Source organism: Phycisphaerales bacterium (assembly GCA_040221175.1).
In the GTDB taxonomy this organism is placed as follows: Bacteria; Planctomycetota; Phycisphaerae; order Phycisphaerales; family UBA1924; genus JAHCJI01.
On sequence record JAVJVK010000019.1, the window covers coordinates 345,303 to 371,172 of the forward strand.

The following is a 25,870-nucleotide window of genomic DNA, read 5'->3' on the forward strand; positions in this document are numbered from 1 at the left end:
CGATGGCGGAAGGTTCCAGCACCCAATTCGCGCGCACATGACCGTTTCCGGACCAACCAGCGAGCACTGGCCCCCCTCGATTGTAAATCTGGCGAATCTGGAGCCTGCTACCGCGACAGACCGCGCCAGGACAGCAGCCACTCCATGCTCAGCACCAGCAGGCCGGCCAGCACGAACCAGTGCCACAGCTCCCGCTCGCCGCCGCGCGCACCGCCATCGGCCTGTTCCGCGCGCAGCCCGCCCCACGCCCCATCGAGTTGCTCGGCCGCCGCCAGCCGGCTTTCCGTCACGCTCATGACGTTCACGGCCACGGCTCGCTGGTCGCCGGCGATGGGCTGCTCGAGCAGGTAGACGCCCGCGCGCTCGAACGGTCCGACCGAAGGCGCCGAACTGGGGGCCGACAGGCGAAGGTCGATCTCGCTGCCCGCGCCACGCAGACGCACCTGCGCGCGCGGCTGGGCGAGCCGGAGCGGCGCCACCTCGCCCGCGCGCACGCCGTCGGCCGCATCGCGCGAGCCGCGCATCGAAAGGTAATCAATCGCCTCGGCGACGAACAGCGGGAAGCTCACCAGCTTGGGCCAGTTGCTGCTGGCCGGCTCGAAGCCAACCCAGATCCGCCGGTGCCGCTCGGCCTCGAAGGCGACGATCAAGGGCCCGCGCGAGCCGCTGGCCAGCACCGTGTGGCGCACGCCCTCGGGCAGGCCGCCATCGATCAATGGCTCGGCGACGGCGAGTTGGTCGAGCGCCAGGTCGCGCATGACCGGGTGCGTGCGCCGCCAGGAGACCACGCGGGTGCCCTCGGCCTGCTCCGCATCGATCACCGCAAGCCCTGGCGTGTCGCGGCGCTCCAGCGGGGGCGGCGGTCCGAAGTGCAGGCTCGGGGCCGGCGGCGGCGTGCGCGGCGACACGCGGTCGAACACGAGGGCGTCGAACGGCAGGTCGCCCGCCGCCGCCAGTTGCTCGTATCGGCTCAGCCGGACGATGCGGATGTCGCCCAGCTCCATGGCTTCGAGCACGGCGGCGATGAGCAGCACCGGCCCGGGCCGGTCGGGGTCGACCAGCTCGGTCTCGGGAATGACCTGCATTACGCGCGGCCGGCCGGCGGTGCGCAGCCAGAGCGAGGCCACGTCGTCGGCGGCGAGCAGGTCCTGGCCGGGCAGCAGCACGCTCAGGACGCCCGCGCCCGGCGCGACGGCCGAGAGGCTCACGCTGGCCTCGGTCGGGCCATCCTCGTCGCCCCCGGGCTCCAGGCGAGCGACCGCCTCGGCGACGACCTCGCCGTCGAGCGCCAGGCGCACGGGCAACTCGCGCCGCATCGGGCCCATCGCCAGCACGCGGGCGAAGACGCGGACGGTCGCGGGGTCCTCGTACTGCCGCTGGGCCGCGAGGGCGACGATCCCGGCGTTGCCGCCCTCGCCCGCACCGCCGACGGACTCCAGGCGCACGCGCACGTTGGCGGGCAGCGGGTCGGCCGGCGGCGGCACCGCGCCGTCGGATACGAGCACGAGGGTCAGGACGCGCGGCTCGTCTTCGCCCGCCGCCTCGCCCTCGCCCTCTCGAGCGCTCGCCAGGCGGACCAGCTCGGCCAGCGCCTCGCCCGAAGCCTCCTCATCGGTCGGCTCGACGGCGTCGATGGCCCCCAGCAGCACGGCCCGGTCGCCGGTCCACGGCGTCAGCGGCACGGCCTCGGCGCCGAGCGCGACGACCATGACCCGGGCATCGCGCCCGGTCGCCAGCTCGCGCGCGAGCGTGCGCAGCCGCGTCCGCGCTTGCTCGAACCGCGTCGCGCCCTCCGCGCCATCGGTGGCGTTCATGGAGGCCGAGCGGTCGAGCACGAGCATGACCCGGCCGCCCAGCGTGCTGGGTATCACGGGCCGCGCGAAGGCCAGCAGCAGCAGCGCGAGCGCGAGCAACTGGAGGAGCAATTGCGTCTGCGGGCGCACCATCCGCCACGGCGCGTTGCCCTGGGCGTCTCGTACCGCGCGCTCCCAGAACAGCACGCTGCCGACGCGCACCGGCCGGCGCCGCAGCTTGAGCAGGTAGAACGCGATCACGGGCGGCACCGTCAGCGCCGCGGCGATCAATGCAGCAACGGGCGCGAGAAAGGTCAAGCGCCCCCACCTCCCCAGCCCTTGCCCGGCTTGGGCGGCGGCGGCGCGACGCCCTCGGGCCGCTGCAATCGCCCGAGCGCCGGTTCGTAGCCGGTGGCCATCACGAACATCTCGGTTGAGACCTCCCTGGTTGCCCTGGGCTTCAGCCCGCGGCACCACGAGAACATCGCGCCCGTGCGCTTGACCAGGTCGGGGTAGCTCTCGCCCTCGAAGACCTTATAGACCAATCCGCCCCCGGGCCGCAAGACGTCGGGCAGCCGCTCGAGGATCGCCTCGCACAGCCGCACCGACTTGTAGTGGTCGCCCGCGCCGCTGGTGTTGGGGGCCATGTCGCTGATGACCACGTCGTACAGCGCGGGCTTGTCTGCATCCTCACCGCCGCCCTCTTGGCCGCGCCAACCCACGACCGGCTCCAGCAGCGTCGCCGCGTCCAGCGTCGTGAAGTCGCCGCGCATCGTCACGACGCACGGGGGCATCGGCTCGCGGACATCGCTCAGGTCGATCCCGGCGACCAGCCCCTCCTCGCCCACCAGCTCCGCGGCCACCTGCAGCCAGCTCCCGGGCGCACAGCCCAGGTCGAGCACGGCCATGCCCGGCTTGATGATCCCCCGCCGCTCCTGGATCTCCAGCAGCTTGTACGCCGACCGCGCGAGATAGCCCTCGGCCTTGGCCTTCTTGAAGTACTGGTCGTGGAGGACGCGCTTGGGCACGCGGGAGGGTATGGGGCAAGCGGCGGAGGGATGGAGCGACGAAGAAGGAGAGACGCAGAGGCGAATCTGCTCTTGCTCCCTCTCCCGCTCGCGGGAGAGGGCCGGGGTGAGGGGTTTTCCTTCCGGCCATCGCGTGCCCATACACTGGCTGACCGCGTCGTAACAGTCGCCGTTGACCAGCACCAAGGGCATCAACCGTGAGCTACACCTTTCTTGATCTGGCCGTCGATGTACTGCAAACCGCCCAGACGCCGATGACCTACCAGGAGATCTGGCAAGCGGCTACCGATGCCCATCTGACCGAGAAATTGAACAGCAAGGGAAAGACGCCTTGGGACACGCTTGCCTCCCAGCTCTATGTGGAGGTGCGAGACAACCCGACGTCCAGATTCATCGGAGTGGGCAAGAGGCCGGTGAGGTTCTTTTTGAAGCAGCGCGAGCGCGAGCTGGACACTGCTGTCATTCAGGGAGTGGAAACGAGCGAGACCACAACGGCAAGCGGCAGGCCCAGTGCGCCCATGGTCGAGCGAGACCTGCATCCGCTCCTTGCGTACTACGCCTACGCCAACCCCAGCTTCAACCGTGGCCGTGCGATCCATACCAAGACCATCTACCACGAAAAGTCGAAGAAGGCCGGTTACAACGAATGGGTCCATCCCGACATGGTGGGCTTCTATCTTCCGCTCGAAGATTGGCAGACCGACGTCATCGAGCTCAATGAGGTCTCCGACAACAACGCGCTGCGCCTCTACTCCTTCGAGCTCAAGCGGTACCTGGACAAGTCCAACTATCGCGAAGCGTACTTCCAGGCCGTCTCCAACTCGTCCTGGGCCCATGAAGGCTACCTGGTTGCCGCGGATGTCCTCGACGACGACGAGTTCCGGGCCGAGTTGGATCGACTGGCCTCGGCATTTGGAATCGGGATCATCGAACTGGATCCTGACGACGTGGATGCCTCGCGCGTGCTCTTCCCCGCTCGACGCCGCCCCGCATTGGACTGGGAAACCATGAACAAGCTGTGCACGCAGAATCCCGACTTCGCCAAGTTCCTGCACGACGTCAAGATCGACTTCAAGGCCCGTGAGGTCCACAACAACAAGTACGACAAGGTGCGGAGCCCGAGCCCCGATTGAGGAGTCAGCCATCCTGACGCCCCGCAGGAAGCCGCCAACTTCTACAAGCGTTCCGGCCGGCTCATCAAGCTCATCACCGTCCAGGAATTCCTCGACGACGAGCACGCCCAGCGGATCTGCGGCGCAGGGGAGGCTGTAGCGGGTCGGGTGGCGCGACGCCGAGCAGATGCGCAGCGCGGTGGAGCCGGTTTACCGCGCTGCGAACCGGTTTCACCGCGCCGCAGATCGGTTTCGCAGCGCTGCGCACGCGTTCTACCGCGCTGCAGGACGGATCCACCGCGCCGCAAAATGGATCCACCGCGCTGCGGAGCCGTTTTGCAGCGCTGCGGAATGGGTTCGCAGCGCTGCAGAACCGTTTTACCGCGCTGCAAAATCGATTTACAGCGCTGCAAAACCGTTTTACAGCGCTGCAGAACGATTTTGCAGCACCCCGAAGGGGCTTGAGCGAAACTTCGCGGCAATTTCTTTTTGCCCCAAGAACCGCCCCTGCGGCCTCCCAGGGCGGTTTTCGTGCGCCGAGCACGCGCGACGGCGGCGCCAGGCCCGGAAATGTTGCCGATTTTCCGGACTCGGGCTGGAGTCGCCCCCGGATCGCCCCGATGACCCGGATAACCCCGGCCGTCGTGGTCCGGGAAGTTTCGTTCACGCGGTCGCCCGCTCGTTTGGGGGTCGCCGCCAGTTCCAGGAGCTTCGCCATGTTGATGCGCGATGTTCACACGCCGTCGGCGGCCCGGTTCGTATTGGTCGCCACCGTCCGGACACTCCGTTCGCAAGGAGCACAATCATGAGCACCATCCCACGAGAAAACGACGCCGCCGTCGCCTGGTGCGCCACGCACCTTCCCATCTGGACCGCCAACGCCGCCGCCATCGGGCTCGATCCGCTCGAGCTTGCCGAGCTGTCGACGCTGATTTCCGAGGCCAATACCCGCCTGACCGCGCGGGACCAGGCCAAGGATGCCGCATCGGGCGCCATCGGCTCGTTCAACGAGGCGGCCGGGCTCATGCGCGACATGGCGGCCCTGCAGGTCACCAAGATCCGCACCTTCGCCAAGGCCAGCGACACGCCGGCCATCGTCTACGAGGATGCGCAGATCCCAGCCCCGGCCGACCCCTCGCCGCGGCCGGCGCCCGGCACGCCCGTCCTGTTCACCGTGGCCCTGGACCAGAGCGGGGCGCTCAAGGTCGAGTTCAAGTGCCCCAACCCGCCACGCGTCACGGCGCTGACCTACCGCGTGGAGCGCAGCCTGGGGGCCCAGCAGCCCTTCGTGTTCTTCAAGAACGCCAAGGAGCGGTCCTTCACCGACGACACCGTGCCCAGCGGCTCGGGCGACGTGACCTACCGCGTCACGGCGCAGTCGTCGACCAAGGACGGCGCCCCGGGCTACTTCACGGTGCGTCTGGGCGTGAACCAGCAGGCCCAGCCGCAGGTGGAGATCATCCGCCAGGGGTCCAGCGAGAGCGAGGCCTCGTAGTTTCGCCTCGTCGGGCAAAGCCCTCCTCGGCGAGGTAGAAGTTGCCGTAGGGCTGGTAGGTTGAAGGGTTGGGAGGAGGGGAAGGTTTTGCGACCGCCCTCTCCACTGCAACGCGGGCCGATGGGCCCGCTTTCTCGTGCGCGGGGGGACGGCAATCGGGACTCGGCAATCGGCAATCGCCGGAGGAAGGAACGTGCGTTCGCGTCCGCTCTTCCCGGATGCCGATCCCCGAGTCCCGATTGCCGAATCCCGATTGCCGAATCCCGGATGCCGATCCCCGATTGCCCCCCTCTACCCTGCCCAATGCCAACCGGCACCGCTGGCCCAACCGTCCCCGACCGCCTGCCCTGCATCGGCTGCGGCTATGACCTCGTTGGCCTGCCCGAGGACGGGGCCTGCCCCGAGTGCGGGGTGGCGATCGGGCGGTCGATCAGCGGGGATCACCTGTTTGCCAGTTCGAGAGAGCATCGGCGGACGCTGGCCCGGGGGGCCGACTATGCGCTCGGGGGCGTCTGGGCGGCGTGGACGTCGCTGGCGTTCGTGCCGGTGTACCTGTTCGTCGACGCCGTGGTGGCCAGGCTGCCGCTCATGCTGAGCGTCTCGCTCGCGCTGCTGGGCACCGGGCAGGGCTGGCTGGGGCTGACCGCGGCCGATCCCGATCGCATCGGCGATGCGCCCGAGCGGTGGGTCCCGCGGTTCGTGCTGCGGCTGTACGCGTGGGCGATCGGGCGCTTCGGGCCGGTGCTGGTCGTGCTGTGGTTCGCCATCGAGGCGTTCCTGCGGGTGCAGGGCCATCGCCCGACCGCACCGAACCTGCCGCTGGTGCTGACCATGCTCGCCTGCCTGCCGACGCTTGCGCTCTCGGGGCCCATCGCCGCGGAGATGTCCGTGCTGGCCCGGCGGATGCTCGAGGGCGACCTGGCCGATCGGTGCCGCGGGCTGGCGGCCACCGGCTGGGTCGCCGTCGTCGCCGTGCTCGTCGCGGTCCAGTTCGAGTGGGCCACGCCCACCGGGCCCTGGTGGGTGCTCGAGCCGATCGCATGGACGGTCGCCCTTGTGATGGCCCTGGCCTGGGCCGTGCAGTACCACACCCTCATCCGGGCCCTGCGCATCGCCCTGGCCGCCGTTGCCGCCCGGCCCTGACGGCCACCCTCCCTACCCTCTCCCCGCATGTTCGAGATTACCGCCGAGGCCAGCTTCAACGCCCAGCACGCCATCCTCATCCGCGGCGACCGCGAGCCCGTGCACGGGCACGACTGGGTCGTCCGGGCCACCATCGCCGGGCCAGCCTTGGATCGGGAAGGCCTGCTGTGCGACTTCCACGCCGTGGAGTCGGCCCTCAGGGGCATCACCGACCCGTGGAACCACGACGACCTGAACCACAGCGAGGCCTTCCGCGGCCGCAAGCTCGAGCCCACCGCCGAGAACGTGGCCATGGTGGTGGCCGTCGAGCTGGCCCGGGCCCTGAAGGGCATCCTGCCCGAGGGCGCCCGCGTGGCCCGCGTGTCGGTGACCGAGGCCCCCCGCTGCGTGGCGACGTACCTTCTTCCCCGAGAAGACTGACGCGGGGCCGAACCAGTGGGGACCACGGACGCATGACCCAGCACGATGCACAGGCGATGGACCGCCCGCAGGCCCACGGCAGGGCCGCCGGGGCCGATGTGCCCGAGCCGGGGCCCGAAGCGCTGTTCAACCGCGACCTCTCGTGGCTGGCCTTCAACCAGCGCGTGCTCGAGCTCTCGGAGGACGAGGCGACGCCGCTGCTGGAGCGCGTGAAGTTCCTGGGGATCTTCGCGAGCAATCTTGACGAGTTCTTCATGAAGCGCGTCGGGCTCATCCGCCGCCAGGTCGACGCGGGCATCGAAGCCCCCTCGCCCGACGGGCTGACCCCCCGCCAGCAGCTCGACGCCGTGCGCGAGAAGGTCCAGGCGCTCCAGGCCCGCCAGGCCGACTGCTGGGAGCGGGCCATCCTGCCCGCGCTCGAGGCCGAGGGCGTATCGCTCGTGGGGTACGACGACCTCGAAGACGCCGAGCGGGCCCGGCTCGATCGCTGGTTCGAGGAAGAGGTCTTCCCGATCTTGACGCCGCTGTCGATCGATCCCGGCCACCGCTTCCCGTTCATCAGCAACCTGAGCGAGAACCTGGGCATCCTGCTCAGCGGCGACGGCGGCATGCCAGGCCACGCCGAGCCCGGCCTGGGGCGTTTCTGCCGGCTGAAGATTCCCGACGGGGTGACGCGGCTGGTGCGGTGCGACGATCCGATGGGCCAGGGTGAGCCCGCCGCCGCGCTGGCCGCCGCGGGCCGGCTGCGGTTCACGCCCCTCGAGCAGGTCATGCGCGCCAACCTGGGCATGCTCTTTCCCGGCGTCTCGGTGCTGGCCATCAACGCCTTCCGCGTCACGCGGTCGGCCAGCGTCGAGGTCGAGGACGAGGCCGGCGACCTGCTCGAGAGCGTGCAGGAAGAGCTCCGCCGCCGCCGCTTCGCCCGGCCCGTGCGCATGGAGATGGCCGAGCAGCCCCACGAGGAGCTGTCGGGCTTCTTCGCCACCAGCCTGGGATTGCAGGACGGGGACATCTACGTCCGCCGAGGGCCGCTGGAGTACGGCGACCTGATGGAACTGGCGGCCCTCGACCTGCCGCACCTGAAGGACAAGCCCTGGAAGCCGCTGACCCCGCCCAGGCTGTTGGGCGTGGACGTGCGCAGCGGGCGCGGCGACATCTTCCAGGCCATCCGCGAGCGCGACATCATCGCGCACCATCCCTACGAGAGCTTCGACGATTCGGTGCGGGCCTTCGTGAGCGCGGCATCGCGCGACCCCGACGTGGTCGCCATCAAGCAGACGATCTACCGGACCAGCCGCGACTCGCCCTTCGTGCGTTCGCTCGTGCGCGCGGCCGAGAACGGCAAGCAGGTGGCGTGCATGGTGGAGCTGCGCGCCCGCTTCGACGAGCACCGCAACGTGTCCTTCGCGCGGCGGCTCGAGCACGCGGGCGTGCACGTGGCCTATGGCATCGTCGGGCTCAAGACCCACGCCAAGTGCTCGCTCGTGGTGCGTCGCGAGCGGGACGGCCTGCGCGCCTACGCCCACATGGGGACGGGCAACTACCACCCGCGAACGGCGCAGCTCTATAGCGACCTGTCATTGCTCACCTGCGATCCGCGCATTACCGGCGAGGTCCTCGAACTGTTCAACGCCATGACCGGGTATTCGCTCAAGGGCGATTACGACCACCTGCTCGTGGCGCCCACGACGATGCGACCGGCCTTCGAGGCGATGATCGACGACGAGATCGAGCATGCGCGGGCGGGCCGGCCGGCACGCATCTTCGCCAAGCTCAACTCCATGGAAGACCGCAAGATGACCGCGCGCCTGTACGAGGCCAGCCAGGCCGGTGTGCAGGTCGACCTGTGCGTCCGGGGCTTCTGCTGCCTGAAGCCGGGCGTGCCCGGCCTGAGCGAGAACATCCGCGTGGTGTCGGTCGTCGGCCGATTCCTGGAGCACTCACGCATCTTCCACTTTTCGAACGGACACAGTGATCCGCTCAAGGGCCGCTGGTACATCGGCAGCGCCGATTGGATGTATCGCAACCTCAACAACCGCCTTGAGGCGGTGTGTCCCATCTACGACCACGCGGCCAGGCACCGGCTGCACGAGGTCATGCGGGCCAACCTGGAAGACCATGCCCAGGCGTGGGACCTTCGGTCCGACGGAACATACGTGCGCCGCGAACGTACGGGTCGCGGCACGTTCTCGACGCTCATGCGCATGACCCAGAAGGCGCACGCCGCAGCACTTGCCGACGCGGGTGAGCGAGAGGGCTGAGCGTGCGTATCGGTCAACGCTCCATCGACATCGATCAGCCGCCCTACGTGATTGCCGAACTGGGCGTGAACCACGATGGCTCGGCCGACACGCTCACGGACCTGGTACGAGCGGCGCACCGGGCAGGCGCCGAAGCGATCAAGCTCCAGCTATTTACTGCAGGTGATCTGCTCGCCGGGGCGGCAACGCTTGCCGAGTACCAGAAGGAGGCCGGCGAACGGGATCCACGCGAGATGCTGCGCCGGCTGGAATTACCCCTGGACGTCGCCCGGCGTGCGATCGACTTGGCGCACGACCTGGGCATGCACGCCATTGCCACCGTCTTCGATCTGCCGCTGCTGCCTATCGCCAACGAGTTGCCGCTCGATGCGTACAAGACGGCCTCGCCCGACCTCGTGCACCGCCCCTTGCTCGAAGCCCTGGTGGACACGAGGCGGCCGCTGATCGTCAGCACCGGCGCCGCCTCGAGGGACGAAGTCCAACGGGCAGTCGGCTGGCTGGCGCCGGCGCGCGATCGACTCGCGGTGCTCCAGTGCGTCAGCAGCTATCCCACGCCACCCGAGTACGCATCGGTTGCCGCGGTGGCCGATCTCGCAGACGTATTCTCGGGACCGGTTGGCTACAGCGATCACACCACGCTCGTCGACACGGGCGCGCTCGCGGTGACGCGCGGGGCTCGCGTGCTCGAAAAGCACCTGACGCTCGACCAAAAGCTGCCCGGGCCGGACCACGCCGCCTCCATCGAGCCCGAGCAGTTCGCCGAGTACGTGCGGCTCTGCCGTGCAGCGCACGAGGGCGATTGGCAGGCCGACCCGAACGACGAGCGGCTCGGGCCACCAACCAAGTTCCTGCTGCCCATCGAGGCCGATGTTCGCCAGGTTGCGCGGCGGAGCATCGTGGCCGCCCGCGATTTGCCCGCAGGCCATGTGCTCACGATGGAAGACTTCGCGTTCAAGCGGCCCGGCGGCGGGCTCGAGCCTTGGCAGGCCGATCTACTGCTGGGGCGACCCATCGAGTTCGACGTTCCGGCCGATCGCGCGATCATGCCGGAGGACGTAATCGACTGACCCGGCCACCGCCAGGCCCATCAGCAACATCCACATCGCCAGCACGTGCGTGTTCATGTGCATGACCTCGAACATGCACGCGGCAAACAGGCCCAACAACGCCCACGGCACGCCGGCGGCGTACGGATGCTCGTGCAGGCGGCAAGTCCACGCGATGCGAGTCATCAGCAGCAGCACCATGACGTAGAGCATCAAGCCGACGATGCCGGTATTGGCCAGCGGCTGAAGAAGCGTGTTGTGCGGATGCGGACCGGTGTGCGTGCGATCGGCCGGGTCGATGCCGCGTCGGGCGAGGTTTTCCAGCACCCAAGTCTCATAGCCCCCCTCGCCCGTGCCGCCGATGGGACTGTCGGAAAAGGCCTGGACGGCCCACCACATGAGCAAGAGTCGTGTGCCGGTGTACGACGAGAAGTCCTGTTGCTCGAACACCTGTTCGAGTTCCTGGTACGCTTCGGTCGCGCGAGGCGCCGCGACCTTCCACCCAACTACACCGCCAGCACCAATGAGCACCAAGCCGACGACGCACGCGACGGCGACCCGACGGGCCGTCCACGGAATCTTGCGGACGCCCACGATGCAGGCCAGCGCGACGAGACCGGCCGCGGCAATCCAGGCGCCGCGCGTGCCCGTGGCCAGGAGCGCCACGAGCGTGATGACGGTGCCGACGCCCCCAAGAACAGCCCATCCCCGCCGGCCGTGCAAGAGGGCGGCCAGGTGCAAGCCCAGCGCGGCGCACAGGTTGGTCCCCCCCGCCACCGGCTCATTCCAGCCCGCGTTGCGGTTGGGCATGCGATCCCACTGGGGCAGCCAGTCCATGCCTGCGCGGCTCAGGCCGTGGCTGAGTTGAGACAGGTTGTAGACGAAGAACCCGCACACCAGCCCGACTACCAGCGTGCCCACCATCGGCGCGAGCGGCAGAAGGAATGGGATGTTCCAGATGAATCTGATCTTGTCGATGCGGTCCACGCCGGCTTCGACGTCGGGCGACCAAAGCAGCGAGATGGCTCGCCACGCGGTCCAGACAACGATGGCCAGGAACAGGGGGTGCGCCAGGCCCATCACCACCGCCCGCCATACCCAGGGCAGCCGCACCAGGGTCATGAGCCAGAGCAGCGCGCCACCCACCTCGACGTACGTCGTCCGACCGCAAACGCACACCGTCCAGGCCAAGGCTCCCAGCAGGTGCAGCCACCACAGCCAACGCGGGCCGCCCTGTGCTCGCTCGATGGCGTCGCGGGCGAACGACTTTGAGAAGAAGCCCAGCACCAGGCGATCGAGAGTCATGCGGGGAATCCCCTTTTGCATTCGTCCTGCCTTCCGGCCTGCAATGCGATGCTGATCGCCAGGTGTCATAACCGAACCGGAATGCAACGAACCTGGCCGCTCTTCGTACAATAGTGCATCGGAGGGCGCCACCCGCCCGACTGTGAATTGGGGCTCTGAATCACCCCGGCAAAGGAGGCAGCGACCATGCAAGCCGTTCACCGAGTCGTCCGCAAGGCCTCGTTGCGGCTGTTCATGCGTCTATTCCTCCAGAGGTTGGCCATCACGACGTTCGTCGCCATCCTGGCGGTCTTGGCCGTCAAGATCGGCCTGTGGCTGGCGGGTATCGGGCTCGACATTGCCGCGACGCTCGCCATCGCAGCGACCGCCGCCGTCGCGGGTGCCGCCCTGTGGGCGCTGGTCACCCGGCCCCGGGGCGTCGACGTCGCCCGCGCCGTGGACGAGGCCGCGGGCCTACGCGAGAGCCTGAGCACCGCGTGGCTCTGCGAGCGAGAAAGCGATCCGTGGTCGGCCGCCGTCCGTACCGACGCCGATCGCCGTGCGACGGCCGTCGATGTTCGTGCATCGCTTCCGCTTACGCTGGGCCAGTTCTGGAAGGCTCCGCCCATCGCCGCGGCGGCAGTGGCGATCATCTGGTTCGTGCTCCCCGCGACGAGCCCCGACATCTTCGGCTGGCTCGAGAAGCAGGAACAACAGGTCCAGGCCGAGCAGGAGATGGAAGAGGCCCAGGTGGCGGTCAAGGTTGCCGAAGAGATCATCCAGAAGGTGGCCGAGAAGACCGGCCAGCCCGTGGATCAATTCAAGCCCGAGCAGAATCCCGAGATGCAGACGCCCCAGGCCCTGCGTATGGCGGCGCTCGACAAGCTGACGCAGGCCGAGCAGGCCTTGCGGGAAGAGGTCGAGAACGGCGAGGCAGCCATGAAGCTCGAAGCCATGCGCCGCGAACTCAGCCGCATGAAGCAGCCCGGGCCTGGTCCTGCGTCCGAACTGGCCCGTGAACTCGCCAAGGGCGACTTCCAGGCGGCCAAGCAGCAGCTCGACGAGCTCTCGCGCCAGATCGACAGCGGCGAGCTGGACGAAGCCACGCGGCAGCAGTTAGCCGAGCAGCTCAAGAACATGCAAGCCCAGCTCGAGCAAATCGCCAAGGACCAGAGTTCGCTAGAGCAAGCGCTCCAGCAGGCAGGCATGGATCAGCAACAGGCCCAACAGCTTGCACAGCAGATGGCCCAGAACGCCAGCAACCCGCAGCAGATGCAGCAAATGATGCAGCAGGCCATGCAGCAGATGCAGAACCTGACGCCCGCCCAGCAGCAGCAACTCATGCAGCAGGCCCAGCAGATGGCCCAGGCATGCCAGGCCTGCCAGAACATGGGCAACAAGATGGGCCAGATGGCCCAGGCCGCCATGCAGCCGGGCCAGGGCAATGCCGGACAGGCGTCTTCGGGCATGCTCAGCCAGATGGAGATGATGCAGATGGAGCAGATGGCCGCCCAGGCCATGCTCTCGCAGACGCAGCAGCAGATGCAGCAACTCAGTGGCGGCATGAGTTCGTTGCAGCCCAGCGGCGGCCGAGGAAGTGGCCCGATGGCGGGCGTGGGCACGCAACTCGCCAACGGCGAGGAGTCCGCCCCGGTCGAAGTCGAACGCCAGGCCCAGCGCACGCCAACCCAACTGGGAGCCGGGCCGATCGTGGCCGAGCGATTGGTCTACGGGGAACTCGTGCGGGGCGAATCGGTCGCTCAATTCAGCAGCGCCGTCCAGGCGGCCAGCACCGGCGTGGCCGAGGCCATCGAAGACAACGTCGTGCCCATCGAGTGGCAGGAATCGTTGCAGGCGTACTTCGGTCGCCTCCAGAAACGGGCCGAGGTGGTCCAAGGCACGGCGCCCGCCGAGCCGGCGCAACAAGAGCCCGACGAAGGCAACTGACGCACTCCGAGTCCAGCAATTAGCAAACCCCGGGCTGAACCCGGGGTTTTTCTGAATAGGCGATGGCGACTCGTTACCGAACGCTCAGGCCCTCGAAGTACTTGCGACGATCGGCTTCGGCCTGCTCAATGGCATTGCGCGTCTGCTCGGCCTGGGTGCTCAGCTCGGCAAGCCGGTCTTCCTGGTTGGTCAGGGTCTCGAGGTAGCGGCGGTACAGGTCGGTTGTCTTGTCGATGGCCTGCATGTTCTGGCGAATCCGGCCCTGATCTTCTTGGATCGACCGGATCTGCTGGTTGATCCGCTCGAGCTGGCTCTCGAGGTCGGCCACCTTGCGATTCATGCTGGCGCCTTGACGAAGCGCGGCAATCACGTCGTCGCTCGCCTCGGCGCCACGATTGATCTGCTCGATCAGGTTGGGCAGGTCGGCGTCGATGAGGCCGTAGCGGCTCGACTCGGTGCGCCGCTCGACGACCTTGAGTTCCAGTTCCTTGCCCGCGTCGACGGTTCGCTCGAAGCGGACCATGCCATCATCGCTCCTGGCGCCGTTGGTCGGCTCGACCAGGTCCCAGCCGCCCATTGGCTGGTGTTCGATGACGACAGTGCGTTCCTTGCCCGCCTCGTTGCGCAGGGTGTAGGTGTTGGTCATGGTGCGAACATGGCTCGATTGCAGGTAGCCGTTGACGATGCGGTACGTCGCACGCGAACTGCTGGAGCTCTGGGCTTGCTGGGCCTTGAGCTCCATGTCGACGGCATAGGCGAGCATGCGCTCGGCGTTCATGGGCACGAAGCCCACCATGGCGTCGCCGGCGTAGGCGCCGTCGTAGACCGCGACGGGCCCGCTGATGAGCGGGGCGCTGGTGGTGTTGGTGAGCTCGACGCCCAGCATGGGCTGGTTGCCCTGGCTGGGCGTGTAGATGCTGATCTTGCGTGCCTCGACCTGCTCGGTGAGCACCGGAATCATCGCGCTCTGCTGGCGGTCGAGGCTGATGGGATTCTCGATGCGCAGGACGACCGACTCGCCCACCTGGACGGCAGCGGCCATGCTGGAGGCAGATGCGAAGAATGCTTCGGAATCCGAAAGTTCCAGCATCCGACTGCCGGCGCTCCGCGAAGCCGTTTCTGCTGCCGGCGCCTGTCGTGAGAGTGCGCGCATTCGCCTGTCGTCGGGCTCGCCGGCGTCCTGGAAGGGCGACTGCCCTCCCGAGTAGACCTTGGGTTGGGCGAGCATGCCCCCGGGCACCGGCACGTCGGGCCGCCGCACGAAGAGTGGCGTCTGCAAGTCCATCGTGAAGCCCACCGGCTGGCTGGCGACGAGCGAGAGGTCGATCCGCCGCCAGTCCTCTTCGGTCGTGTTCTCGACGATGGCCCAGGCCTGGAGGATCGGCTCATTGCGTTGGTTGAGCACGAGGCGGTAGGCGGGCTTCCACACGGGCATCTCGTGCACATAGCTCACGAGCATCTGACGCTCGCCCTGACCGGTGCTCGAAACCTCGACCGTGCGGATGTTCTCGTCGCGCTCCTGCGCGAGGATGTCCAGGGCTCGCTCGATGTCGTTCTTAAGCTGCTCGTCGAGGAATTCGAGGTTGATGATGTTGTCCAGGTCGATCCGCTTGATGCCCGCGCCGGTGAAGATCGTGACGGCGTAGGTCTGCACGGCCTTGTCGCCCTCGGCCCGCTGCACGGTCTCGACGCTGGTGATCGTGCCGGTGGCGGTGCTGTCCGCGGTGGCGACCTTCACCCGCGCCCCGCGGAGGCGGCTGAGTAACTCGGCCATGGAGGGGTTGTCGGCCAGGTTCACGCCGAAGCTGGCCAGCCGCCGCTCGATCGGCTCGCGCGAGCCGTAGCTGATGGCCCCTACCGTGCCGCCGCCACCGTCGAGCACGACCAGGCTCTTGAGCAGGTCGTTGAGCTGGCCCTGGTCGACGCGGAGGTAGAGGTTCGCGTCGCCGTTGATCTGGCCCACGCGTTCGAAGCTGCCCACGCCCGAGCGGTAGAGGGTGACGGCGGTGATGGGTAGTTCCTGGGCTTCGTCTTGAACGGCCAGAGCCGGAAGCGCAAGGCCGGCAACGAGGGCGAGGCTGAGACACGACGTGGGGGCGCGGCGAGCGGCTGGCATTATGGAGATCCTCCTTGGGTGTGCTACAGGCATGTACGGACGCCGGCACACTTGGATCGACCGGTGGCGGGGTTCCCGTCCAGTGAATCGAGGCTTGTGACACGCCCGTGACCCATACCCTGTACGGATGCCTTCCATCAGCCTGCCACAAGTCTCCTCCGCCAACGGCGCCCTGCCAGCGAACATCCTGGCCGACCTACACAACGCCATAGAGGGCGAGGTCCGCCATGCCTACCACGAACGGATGCTGTACGCGACCGACGCGTCGAGCTACCAGGTCGAGCCCCTGGGCGTGGTCATCCCCGCGAACGCAGCCGATGTGGTGAAAGCGGCCCGGGTGGCCAGCGACCACGGCCTGCCCATGCTGCCCCGCGGCGGGGGCACGAGCCTGGCAGGCCAGTGCGTCAACCGGGCGTTGGTCATCGACACGAGCGCCCGGATGACGGCGATCAAGACGGTGGACGCGCAAGCCCGGCGATGCACCGTGGAGCCGGGCATCACGATCGATGATTTGAACACGGCCATTGCTGAAACGGGGCTCTTTTTCGCTCCGGACCCGTCCACGGCCCGCCAGGCCAACGTGGGCGGCAGCATCGGCAACAACGCCGCGGGCTCGCGATCGGTGCTGTATGGGCGGATGGTCGAGAACGTCGAGGCGATCGAGGCATGCCTGGCCGACGGCACGGTCGTGCGATTCGAGGCCGGCTCGCGTGACCCGGTTGCCAGGCGCATCGGCTCACGCGTGATTGATGTCGTGAGAGACCATCGCGATCTGATCCGCGATCGATATCCGAAGACCCTGCGGCGAAACGCTGGCTACGCGCTCGATGTGGTGCTCGCTGACATCGAGCGGGCCGAGCGCGAGGGCGTGGATCCGCTGGACGTGGTCAACCTCGCCAAGCTGCTCTGCGGCAGCGAGGGCACGCTGGCGATGACGCTCAGCGCCGATCTGGTGCTGCACCGGCTGCCCAAGGCCAAGGGCCTGCTGCTGCTCGGGTTCAATGACCTCGACGCTGCGATCGAGGCGGTCCAGCCATTGCTGGAGACCAAGCCATCGGCCGTCGAATTGGTCGACGACGTCATCATCGACCTGGCCCTTGCGAACCGAACGCACCGCGCATCGGCCGAGGCGATGCCGATGCCCGACACCGGCACGCTGCGGGGCGTGCTCTACGTCGAGTACTTCGCCCAATCAATCGATGATCTCTGCGAGCGGCTCGATGAGGGCCGGCGAGTCGCAAGCGAGAGCGATCCGAGCGTCGGCATCGAGCGCATCGAGGATCCGCGGGCCATGGCCGCTGCCTGGGCATTGCGCAAGGCGGGCGAGCCGCTCGTGCACGGCATCGTCAGCAATCGCAAGCCCGTGACCTTCGTCGAGGACAATGCCGTGCCGGTCGAGCGGCTGGGCGAGTTCGTTCGGCGGTTCCGGGCCATCGTCGAGGAGCACGGCACGTTCGCATCGTTCTATGCTCACGCGTCGGTGGGCGTGCTGCACGTGCGGCCCATGCTCGATCCACGCGATCCGCAGGACGAAGCGAAGCTGCACTCGATCTCCGTTGCGATCGCCGACCTGGCGAAGGAACTGGGCGGCGTGATGAGCGGCGAGCACGGCGACGGGCGCGTTCGCGGGCCATTGCTGGAGCGTTTCTACGGGCCGGAATTGATGGCGGCGTTCGCAGAGGTCAAGGCGGCGTTCGACCCGAAGGGGTTGCTGAACCCGGGCAACATCGTGGGCGCCCCCACGGCCATCGAGACGATCACGCAGCACACGCGCATCCGCCCCAACGGCCAGAACGTAGACGTCCCGCCCGTTGCGACGTACTTTGACTATGAAGATCAGCATGGTTTCCGCGGCGCGGTCGAGATGTGCAACGGCGCGGGCGTTTGCCGCAAGAAGAGCGGCGGCGTCATGTGCCCAAGCTACATGGCAACCTTGGACGAACGGCACAGCACCCGGGGCCGAGGCAATGCCTTGCGCCTGGCAACCACGGGACAACTGCCATCGGGCGAAAACGACCCATGGAACGACCCGGGCACGATCGAGACGCTCAATCTCTGCCTGAGCTGCAAGGCGTGCAAGAGCGAGTGCCCAAGCAACGTCGATATCGCACGGTTGAAGGCAGAGTACACGGCCCAGCGCTTTGCCAGCAAGGGCAGGCCCACGCTGCAGGCGGCGGTGTTCGGGCACGTACGGACGTTGAATCGGCTGGGATCGCTGACGCCTGGCCTTGCCAATGCGGTGAACCAGACCAGTCTCGCCAAGTGGGCGGCCGGGAAGCTGCTGAACCTGGACGAGCGGCGGAGCCTGCCCCGCTTCGCGCGATCGCTTACGGGACAGTGGAAGCGTGCGGGGCTCGGCGGGCACGACGACCGCCCGACGGTGCTCGTCTTCGGTGATTGCTTTACGATGTACAACGAGCCTGGGATCGGACTCGCGGCGGGTCGCGTGCTCGGGGCCTTCGGCTACAACCCGGTGCTGGTTGACGTGGGTTGCTGCGGACGCTCGATGATCTCGACCGGCCTGCTCGACGATGCGGTCCGCACGATCACCGCGACCTACGCGACGCTGGTGGGCATCGACGCGAGTGCGCCCATCATCGTGTTGGAGCCAAGCTGCCTCTCGGCGATCACCGACGACTGGGTGCAGCTCAAGAGCTCCATTCCGCTGGCCGAGCGCAAGGCGCTGGCCACTCGGACGCACGCACTCGAATCATTCCTCGAGGATCGATGGGACGAGCATCCGACGCGCCCGGAGATCACGGGCAGCCCCGAAGTCTACCTGCACGGCCATTGCCACGAGAAGGCCCTGCGTGGCATCGGCAACGCGACCAGCCTGCTCGAACGTTTTGCGACCGTCCACACGGCCGACGTCACCTGCTGCGGCATGGCAGGCTCGTTCGGATTTACCAGGGACCGCTACGACCTGTCGATGAAGATCGGCGAACTGGGCGCACTGCCCAACGCACGTGAGGCGCACGAGGCTGGCCAGGCCGTGCTCGCGTCGGGCACGAGCTGCCGACACCAGATGCACGACGGCGCCAATTTGAAAGCAATGCACCCAGCCGAGTGGCTCGATCGGATCATCGGTTCGGAGTAGGCCTATTCGGCCATCGGCGGACGCAGCAGGCGTTCGATGCTGCCGTCGTCGCGGCGGACCAGGACCTCGGTGGCCTCGGTCAGGAACAGGCCGTGCTCGATGACGCCCGGCGTGTTGTTCAGGGCGGCGGCCAGTCGCTCGTAGTTGTGCCCGTCGTCGTTGCTGCTGCCTCCGTGGAGCTGCACGTCGAGGATGAGGTTGCCGTTGTCGGTGACGTAGAGGGTACCGTCCATGCTTCGGCGGAGGACGCCCGAGAGGCCCAGGGTGCGCAGGTTGGCGCGGATCGAGGCCAGGCCGAACGCCATCACGGCGATGGCCAGCGGCGTGCGCTCGCCCAGGTGATCGACGAGCTTCTCTTCTTCGACCAGGTACACGCGTCGTGCGGCGGCGGTGGCGACCAGGCGTTCGCGGGTCATGGCCCCGCCCGCGCCCTTGAGCATGCGTAGCTGGGGGTCGACCTCGTCGGCTCCGTCGAAGAGGTAGTCGACGTGCTCGATGGTGGCGAACTCGCGGACCTTGACGCCAAGCTCCAGCGCATACGCGCTGCTGGCCTCGCTCGTGGACACGCAGGTGATGTCCAACTGCTCGGCGATGATGCGCCCGGCCAGGGCGGCGATGGCGCGGCGTGCGGTGCGACCGGTGCCCAGGCCCACGACCATGCCCGGCTGGATGTCGGCGACGGCGGCGCGTGCGAGCGCGTCGCTCTCGCTCTGCGTGGCGGCCAGGCGGGCGGCTTCGGTGGGCTGGTTGGTGGGCGTGGTTCCATCAGCCAAAGCGCACCCCCTGGGCCAGGCGCAGCGAAGCGCCGTAGTTGATCGTGCAGGTCTGTCGTCGCATGTAGGCCTTCCAGCTGTCGCTGCCGGCTTCGCGTCCGCCGCCGGTGTCCTTCTCTCCGCCGAATGCGCCACCGATCTCGGCACCGCTCGTGCCGATGTTGACGTTGGCGATGCCGCAGTCGCTGCCGGCCGGCGAGAGGAACCGTTCGCTGGATCGCACGCTGCTGGTCATGATGGCGCTGCTCAGGCCGTGGGCGGTCGAGTTGTGCAGGGCGATGGCGTGGTCCAGGTCGCGATACGTGAACACGTAGAGGATGGGCCCGAAGGTCTCCCGCTGGGCGACGGCGAGTTGGTTATTCGCGGGGGCCCGGATAATCGTGGGCCTGACGAAGCAGCCGCCCAGCGAGACGTCGGCACGTTCGCCGCCGACGAGCACCGTGCCGCCCTGGCTCTTCGCCTCGTCGATCGCCGCGTCGAAGGCCTCGCCCGCCTGCTCGGTGATCAACGGACCGACCAACGTCTTGTCGTCCATCGGGTCGCCGATCGGCGCGCGTTCGTAGGCGTCGACGAGCTTCTCGAGCAAGGGTTCGACGATTGCTTCGTGGGCAATGAGCCGACGCGTGGTGGTGCAGCGCTGCCCCGCGGTCCCAACAGCGGCAAAGAGCAGCGCGGGGACGGCCAGGTCAAGGTCGGCGTCGGGCTCGACGATGACCGCGTTGTTGCCGCCAAGCTCGAGCAGGCACTTGCCCAGCCGGGCGGCGACGACCTGGCCGACCTTCCGGCCCATCTCGGTCGACCCCGTGGCGCTGATGAGCGGCAGGCGGGCGTCGGCGGTCATGGGCTTGGCCACGGTCTCGTCGCTGCCGATGACCAGGTTGAACACGCCCTCGTGGCCCAACTCCGTCGCGACCTTGTCGGCGATGGCGTTGGTCGCCATCGCGGTCAAGGGGGCCATGAGGCTTGGCTTCCAGATCACCGTGTCCCCGCAGACGGCCGCGATCATGGCGTTCCAGCCCCACACGGCGTTGGGGAAGTTAAAGGCGGTGATGACGCCGATGGGCCCGAGCGGCTGCCATTGCTCGAAGAGCCGGTGGTCGGCACGCTCGCTGGGCATGGTTCGGCCACCCAGCATGCGCGACAGGCCCGTGGCATAGTCGGCGATGTCGATGGTCTCTTGGACTTCGCCCAGGCCCTCGCTCCGGATCTTGCCGACCTCCATGGAGACCAGGGCGCCCAGGGCGTCCTTGTGCTCTCGCAGGGCGTGGCCGATGCGGCGGACGACCTCGCCCCGCTCGGGGGCGGGCACCATGCGCCACCTCAGGAACGCCGCCCTCGCACGCTCGATGGATTCTTCGAGCTGGGCCGCGCCGTCGAGGCGAACGCCCGCCAGCGGCTGGCCCGTGGCGGGGTTGAGGCTGACGACCTGCGAGGCGTCGCCGGCCTCGCAGCGCTGGGCTGGAACGAAGCGCGGGTCGCTGTCGAGGGGCAGGCTCTCGAGCGGATTGGCGGCCGTCGTCTGGGACATCGGGGCACTGTAGGCAAAGCCCGCCCCGATTCAGGCTCTTCGCAGATCCTTCGAATGCACTGGCCCCTCACCCGCCCCCCACCAGCGTCACGATCTCCACCTCGTCCCCTTCGGCAAGCGTGTGGCTCTCGTGGGTCGCCCTGGGCGCCAGCTCGCGGTTGACCTCCACGGCGCAGGCCGTGCGGGCCAGGCCCAGTTGGTCGAGCAGGCCCGCGATGGTGGCGCCCTGCGGGGCTTCGCGCGGCTCGCCGTTGACCGTCAGGGTGATCGTGTTCGTGCCGGAGGGGGTCGCCTGTGCCATGAGGTATGGTACTCGGTTGGCAACGATCCGGGCCGTCGCGGCGTACGGTATTGGTATGAGCCAGTACCGTTTCTTCGGCGTCGTGATCCTGCTGCTGGCGGTTCTCACGCTGCTGGCCGGCTGCGAGCAGGACTACAGCCAGGAAAGCCCCGAGGCCCTGGTCGATTCGGCTCGCCAGATGGTGCTGGATGGCAACGCCCGGCGGCTGAGCGAGCTGGTCTGGACCGAGAGCGACGGCGAGAAGCTCGTCATCGATCGCCTTGGCCGCACGATGGGCGCGCTGCAACGGCTGGGCGAGGCGGTGGCCAGCGAGTTCCCCCAGGAGGTCGAGAAGATCCGCAGGCAGGCCGACGAGGCGGCCGAGGCCGGGGAGATCAACAGCATCATCGGGCGAGCGCTGACCGCCTCGGGCGGGGTGGCCCGCGGGGCGCCGGCGGCCATGCGCGACGAGCGGCGCATGCGGCAGGGGCTCGACAGCGTCGTGCGTGAGCTCATGGCAGACCCCTATGGCTGGCTCGAGCGCCACGGCGAGAAGCTCCAGCCCATGCGCATTACCGACGACATCGTCGCCTTGAGCTGGCAGGGCAAGCCGGTGGTCGGGCTCAGCCTGGTCGAGCACGAGGGCCAGTGGTACCTCAAGCTGCCGCTCGACCAGCCCGCGCTGCGGCGCTTCCTGCCCCAGAGCGAGGAAGAGTTCGAGATCTGGGGCGAGCTGGTCGCCAGCGTGCACAACGTGCTGCAGGACCTGGCCGACGAGGTCGAACGCGGCGAGCACAAGAACCTCGAAAGCGTCGCCAGCACCGCGGGCGAGTACGCCCTGCCCACAGCCTTCATGGTGATGATCGCCTATGGCAAGGCGCTGGAAGAACGCGGCTCGGGCGAGGGCTGAAGCCGCGGCGAACAAAGAAATCTTGCCCTGATCACCGCGTGCGCGCGCTATGTGGCGGCGCTGCGTCGCTTGTTTCTTGCCTTGCGCTGACGTCGCGGGAAGAGTGCGGGGCCCAAAGCCCCCGTGGACCACTCGCCTCGAACGTGAGGTATCCGCGATGGAGTTTCAAGTTCCTGATCAGCCCGTGCACTCGAACGTCCTGCAAGCCCAGCTCGCCGCCGCCTGCGATGCCATGCGAACCTGGGACGGCACGATCGAGATGCCCTCGAACCCGTCCCTGTGCCTGCGACGCGACGACGCCAACGTGATCGTCCTGCAACGCAACCGTGAGCTGGCCAAGGAAGTCTCCGGCCGGATCATGGACTACCACCTGCGGAACTACCTGGTCAACGCCAGCGTGGACACCTACCGCCGCGCCATGTGGCCATGGGTGTTTGGCATCTGCGACAGCACCTTCCCGCGGGATCCCTCGGCCATGCTGCTGCGCGAGCTGGCGGCCCGCTTCGTCGAGGCGGGGGTGGCCGCATGCGCGTGAACCTCAATGACGGCGGCGTAGCGCCTTCGACCTCGCAGCCCGCCAGCAAGGCCGATTCGTTTCCTCTCTCGGCCACCCCACCCCCGGGCGAGAAACGAAACGAATTCACGCTCACGTCCCTGGGCGAGCTTGGCCCCGGCGAGTCGCCCGATTGGATCTGGCCGGGCTACATCGCCCGTGGCGGCGTCACGCTGCTGACCGGGCTGTGGAAGGCGGGCAAGACCACGCTGCTGGGGCACCTGCTGCGCGATCTGCCGCTGGGCACGGGCCTGGTCGACGTGCCGATGACCGATCCGGTGGCGATCGTGAGCGAAGAGCCCGCGGGCGTGTGGGCGCGGCGGCGCGATGCGCTCACGCTGGGCTCGACCAACCTGCTGCTGCAACGCGAGTCGTTCGCCAGGCCCAGCCACCAGCAGTGGATCGACCTGATCGACAAGCTCGCCGGCGCGGTGCGAGAGCGTTCGCTGGCGCTGGTGGTGTTCGACACGCTGCCCAGCCTGTGGCCCGTGCACAACGAGAACGACGCGAGCGAGGTGGTGCACGCGCTCGCGCCGCTGCGGAACATCAACAACGCCGGGGCGGCCGTGCTGCTCATCCACCACCCGCGCAAGGGCGAGGGTGATCAGGCCCAGGCCAGCCGGGGCAGCGGCGCCCTGCCGGGCTTCGTCGACGCGATCGTCGAGCTGCGCCGCTTCAACCCCCAGGACCCCGCCGACACGCGCCGCAAGCTGACCGCGTATGGCCGCTACCCCGAAGTGCCGCCCGAGATGGTCCTGGACCTGACGCCCCAGGGCTACCGCATGCTGGGCCAGCCCGGCACGCTGCGGAGCGAGGGGATGCAGCAGATCATCGAGGGACTGCTGCCCGGCGAGCCGCCGGGGATGACGGTCGAGGGGGTGCTGGAGGCGTGGCCCGAGGCGAGCCGGCCGAGCGAGATCCACTTGCGGCGCCTTCTCGCGAAGGGTACCGATGACGAGCGATGGGAACGACACGGCAAGGGCGTACGCGGAGATCCGCACACGTTCGTGCGCATGGCGTAAGCCCCCGGGCTGTGGCGATGCGTTTCGTTTCCTATCTCGGCCACCCCTGCCTCGGGCGGGATATGAAACGAATCGGGTTCCCTAGCATGACCACGTGCGATGCCCCAAGTGCAAGTACGACCTGCGCGGCCTGGGCGATACGTTGTGCCCCGAGTGTGGTTGCCATCCGCACGTGGTCTATGCCGACCGGGCCGAGCGTCGCCATCGACGCCGCCGCATCGCGAGGGTTGTTGGCTTCTGGGGCGGCCTGGCGATGGTGGTGGCCATCATCTGGGCCATGTCGTACCTGCAGGTCAACGCGGACGAACTCAGCCATAAGAAGGGCTTCCGCCTGCTGTACGGCGGGCGGTGAGCCCGTGCCCCTTGGCGATCAGAATATGGTGGCCAGAGGCTGCCTTCGAATTCGATTCGGACACCGCCCGAAGCTGGGTCGGTCGGTGCACGAAACGAATCCTGACCCCTACCCTTGACCCGTGAAGTGCCCCAAGTGCAAGTACGATCTGCGCAAGATCGACGAGTGGCGATGCCCCGAGTGCGGCTGCCTCCCGCACTGGGTCTTTGCCGATAGGGCCGAGCGTCGCCAATGGTGCCGTCGGCATCTCGGCGCGGCCAGCTTCTGGGGGCTGCTGGCCCTGCTCGTGGTCGTGCTGGGGTTCATGATGTACCTGGCGCTCACGGGCGCGTAGGGCCAGCGCGAACGCACGCACAGGTCAACCAGAGTCAGATCCGATCCGACCACGTCCGACACCAGCGTGGCCCGGTGTCCGAAACGGATCGAAACAAGAAACCCGGGCGTGCGCCCGGGCCTCGGTGGGTCGGGTTGGCGTCAGTCCTACTTCTTCGTCGCCCACTTGATCAGCACGTCGGCAACCTCCGGCCGGCTGAACTCCTTGGGCGGACGCTCGCCATTGGCCAGCATGTCGCGGACCTTGGTACCGCTGAGGAAGACCTGGTCGCCCTCGATCTTGGGGAAGGTCTTGCCGCTGACCATGCCCTGGGCCTTGTGGCTCCACGCGGCATGCTCGAACTTCAGCGGGGTGATCTTCAGATCGCCGACCGCGCCGGTGGTTACCTGATCGACGAGCGTCTGCGCGTCGTACGTTCCGTAGTAGTTGCCCACGCCCGCGTGGTCTCGCCCGACGATGAAGTGCGAGCAGCCGTAGTTCTGGCGGACCAGCGCGTGCAGGATGGCCTCGCGCGGGCCGGCGTACCGCATCGCGGCGGGCATCACCGTGATCATCGTGCGGTCCTTGTTGAAGTACTCGTCCACGAGCACCTCGTAGCACTCCATCCGCACGTCGGCGGGGATGTCGCCGGGCTTGGTCTCGCCCACCAGCGGGTGGATGAGCAGGCCGTCGGTGATCTCCTGGGCGCACTTGCACAGGTACTCGTGGGCGCGGTGGATGGGGTTGCGCGTCTGGAAGGCGCTGACGGTCGTCCAGCCCTTCTTCTCGAAGGCCTCACGCGTCTGCGCGGGCGTCAGCCGCTTGTCCAGGAACGCCTCGGGGCCGTCGGGGTCGACGCACACCGTGACCACCTCGATCGGCCCGGCCAGGCACGTGTCGCCCTCCTTCTTCACCGCCTCGGCGCCGGGGTGCTGCCCGTCGTCGTCGCCCGGCTTGTTGAAGAAGATCGTCGCCTCAGCCTCGCGATCGTGCGCGAAGACCTCATCGACGGTCATGACGGCCTGGAGCGTGCCGTTGGGGGCGTACAGCGCGACGCGCTCGCCCTCCTTGGGGGCCTTGGCCTTGTCAACGCTCAAGGTAATCGGGATCGGCCAGCGAACGCCGCTCTCCAGCTTCATGTCCTCGATGACGCCCTTGACGTCGGCCGAGCCCATGAACCCCGTCAGCGGGCTGAACGCCCCGGTGCCGATCATCTCCACGTCGCACGACTGCTTCATCGAGAGGTCGATTCGGGTGAGGCCCTCGGCCTCCTTGACCAGCTCATCGCGGCGGGCGCCGGTGGCCACCTGGTCCACCAGGGTGCCGCCGTGGGGCTCGATCAGGGACTTCTTCGTGGTCTGGGGGGCCATCGTCGCCGGCATCGCATCCTCCTTGGG

21 protein-coding genes are annotated in these 25,870 nt (G+C 68.0%); 13 read left to right on the forward strand and 8 right to left on the reverse strand.

What is annotated here, in order from left to right; all coding sequences use genetic code 11:
* Positions 1 to 107: 107 nt before the first annotated feature.
* Positions 108 to 2,111, reverse strand: coding sequence for a VWA domain-containing protein (locus RIE32_13780; GenBank protein ID MEQ9097321.1), 2,004 nt, complete (start codon positions 2,109 to 2,111; stop codon positions 108 to 110).
* The gene (locus tag RIE32_13785) at positions 2,108 to 2,821 is read right to left on the reverse strand and encodes an RlmE family RNA methyltransferase (protein MEQ9097322.1); all 714 of its coding nucleotides are present in this window, start codon (positions 2,819 to 2,821) and stop codon (positions 2,108 to 2,110) included. The genes RIE32_13780 and RIE32_13785 overlap by 4 nt, the downstream gene beginning before the upstream one ends.
* A gap of 197 nt (positions 2,822 to 3,018) precedes the next feature.
* Between RIE32_13785 and RIE32_13790 the strand changes: the two genes are divergently transcribed.
* From RIE32_13790 to RIE32_13815, 6 genes are all read left to right on the forward strand, one after another.
* Positions 3,019 to 3,954 carry an HTH domain-containing protein gene (locus tag RIE32_13790; protein ID MEQ9097323.1) on the forward strand — a complete coding sequence of 312 codons (936 nt, stop codon included), beginning with the start codon at positions 3,019 to 3,021 and terminating at the stop codon, positions 3,952 to 3,954.
* Between the two features lie 784 nt (positions 3,955 to 4,738).
* Complete coding sequence (locus tag RIE32_13795) at positions 4,739 to 5,428, forward strand: hypothetical protein (GenBank protein ID MEQ9097324.1); 690 nt, start codon at positions 4,739 to 4,741, stop codon at positions 5,426 to 5,428.
* A gap of 303 nt (positions 5,429 to 5,731) precedes the next feature.
* Positions 5,732 to 6,571, forward strand: coding sequence for a hypothetical protein (locus RIE32_13800; GenBank protein MEQ9097325.1), 840 nt, complete (start codon positions 5,732 to 5,734; stop codon positions 6,569 to 6,571).
* Between the two features lie 27 nt (positions 6,572 to 6,598).
* Complete coding sequence (locus tag RIE32_13805; GenBank protein MEQ9097326.1) at positions 6,599 to 6,991, forward strand: 6-carboxytetrahydropterin synthase; 393 nt, start codon at positions 6,599 to 6,601, stop codon at positions 6,989 to 6,991.
* A gap of 32 nt (positions 6,992 to 7,023) precedes the next feature.
* The gene (gene ppk1, locus RIE32_13810) at positions 7,024 to 9,252 is read left to right on the forward strand and encodes a polyphosphate kinase 1 (protein ID MEQ9097327.1); all 2,229 of its coding nucleotides are present in this window, start codon (positions 7,024 to 7,026) and stop codon (positions 9,250 to 9,252) included.
* Between the two features lie 2 nt (positions 9,253 to 9,254).
* On the forward strand, positions 9,255 to 10,319 hold the full coding sequence (locus RIE32_13815; protein MEQ9097328.1) for an N-acetylneuraminate synthase family protein: 1,065 nt from the start codon (positions 9,255 to 9,257) through the stop codon (positions 10,317 to 10,319).
* Here the strand turns inward: RIE32_13815 and RIE32_13820 are convergent.
* The gene (locus tag RIE32_13820; protein MEQ9097329.1) at positions 10,245 to 11,603 is read right to left on the reverse strand and encodes an O-antigen ligase family protein; all 1,359 of its coding nucleotides are present in this window, start codon (positions 11,601 to 11,603) and stop codon (positions 10,245 to 10,247) included. The genes RIE32_13815 and RIE32_13820 overlap by 75 nt on opposite strands.
* Before the next feature lie 186 nt (positions 11,604 to 11,789).
* Here RIE32_13820 and RIE32_13825 point away from each other — a divergent pair, with 186 nt between their 5' ends.
* The gene (locus RIE32_13825) at positions 11,790 to 13,529 is read left to right on the forward strand and encodes a hypothetical protein (protein ID MEQ9097330.1); all 1,740 of its coding nucleotides are present in this window, start codon (positions 11,790 to 11,792) and stop codon (positions 13,527 to 13,529) included.
* Between the two features lie 73 nt (positions 13,530 to 13,602).
* Here RIE32_13825 and RIE32_13830 read toward each other — a convergent pair whose 3' ends face one another.
* On the reverse strand, positions 13,603 to 15,645 hold the full coding sequence (locus RIE32_13830; protein ID MEQ9097331.1) for a DUF4139 domain-containing protein: 2,043 nt from the start codon (positions 15,643 to 15,645) through the stop codon (positions 13,603 to 13,605).
* 127 nt (positions 15,646 to 15,772) lie between these two features.
* Between RIE32_13830 and RIE32_13835 the strand changes: the two genes are divergently transcribed.
* The gene (locus tag RIE32_13835; protein ID MEQ9097332.1) at positions 15,773 to 18,742 is read left to right on the forward strand and encodes an FAD-linked oxidase C-terminal domain-containing protein; all 2,970 of its coding nucleotides are present in this window, start codon (positions 15,773 to 15,775) and stop codon (positions 18,740 to 18,742) included.
* Between the two features lie 2 nt (positions 18,743 to 18,744).
* On the opposite strand, the gene rpiA is transcribed toward RIE32_13835, so the two are convergent.
* The 3 genes from rpiA to thiS all read right to left on the reverse strand — a co-directional run bounded on the left by rpiA (position 18,745) and on the right by thiS (position 21,344).
* On the reverse strand, positions 18,745 to 19,515 hold the full coding sequence (rpiA, locus tag RIE32_13840; protein ID MEQ9097333.1) for a ribose-5-phosphate isomerase RpiA: 771 nt from the start codon (positions 19,513 to 19,515) through the stop codon (positions 18,745 to 18,747).
* A complete protein-coding gene (locus RIE32_13845; protein ID MEQ9097334.1) occupies positions 19,508 to 21,043 on the reverse strand; it encodes an aldehyde dehydrogenase family protein in 1,536 nt (511 codons plus the stop codon). The genes rpiA and RIE32_13845 overlap by 8 nt, the downstream gene beginning before the upstream one ends.
* A gap of 67 nt (positions 21,044 to 21,110) precedes the next feature.
* Positions 21,111 to 21,344, reverse strand: a complete 234-nt coding sequence (gene thiS, locus RIE32_13850) for a sulfur carrier protein ThiS (protein MEQ9097335.1) — start codon at positions 21,342 to 21,344, stop codon at positions 21,111 to 21,113.
* A gap of 55 nt (positions 21,345 to 21,399) precedes the next feature.
* Here thiS and RIE32_13855 point away from each other — a divergent pair, with 55 nt between their 5' ends.
* The 5 genes from RIE32_13855 (at position 21,400) to RIE32_13875 (ending at position 24,494) form a co-directional block, all read left to right on the forward strand.
* On the forward strand, positions 21,400 to 22,233 hold the full coding sequence (locus tag RIE32_13855; protein MEQ9097336.1) for a hypothetical protein: 834 nt from the start codon (positions 21,400 to 21,402) through the stop codon (positions 22,231 to 22,233).
* Positions 22,234 to 22,390: 157 nt separating this feature from the next.
* Positions 22,391 to 22,768: a hypothetical protein gene (locus tag RIE32_13860; protein MEQ9097337.1), complete on the forward strand. Its 378-nt coding sequence runs from the start codon at positions 22,391 to 22,393 to the stop codon at positions 22,766 to 22,768.
* Complete coding sequence (locus tag RIE32_13865; GenBank protein ID MEQ9097338.1) at positions 22,759 to 23,808, forward strand: AAA family ATPase; 1,050 nt, start codon at positions 22,759 to 22,761, stop codon at positions 23,806 to 23,808. Before RIE32_13860 ends, RIE32_13865 begins: the two co-directional genes overlap by 10 nt.
* Positions 23,809 to 23,902: 94 nt before the next feature.
* A complete protein-coding gene (locus tag RIE32_13870; GenBank protein MEQ9097339.1) occupies positions 23,903 to 24,160 on the forward strand; it encodes a hypothetical protein in 258 nt (85 codons plus the stop codon).
* 121 nt (positions 24,161 to 24,281) lie between these two features.
* Positions 24,282 to 24,494 carry a hypothetical protein gene (locus RIE32_13875; GenBank protein ID MEQ9097340.1) on the forward strand — a complete coding sequence of 71 codons (213 nt, stop codon included), beginning with the start codon at positions 24,282 to 24,284 and terminating at the stop codon, positions 24,492 to 24,494.
* Positions 24,495 to 24,640: 146 nt separating this feature from the next.
* Here the strand turns inward: RIE32_13875 and sat are convergent, their stop codons facing one another.
* Positions 24,641 to 25,855: a sulfate adenylyltransferase gene (sat, locus tag RIE32_13880; protein MEQ9097341.1), complete on the reverse strand. Its 1,215-nt coding sequence runs from the start codon at positions 25,853 to 25,855 to the stop codon at positions 24,641 to 24,643.
* Between the last annotated feature and the right edge of the window lie 15 nt (positions 25,856 to 25,870).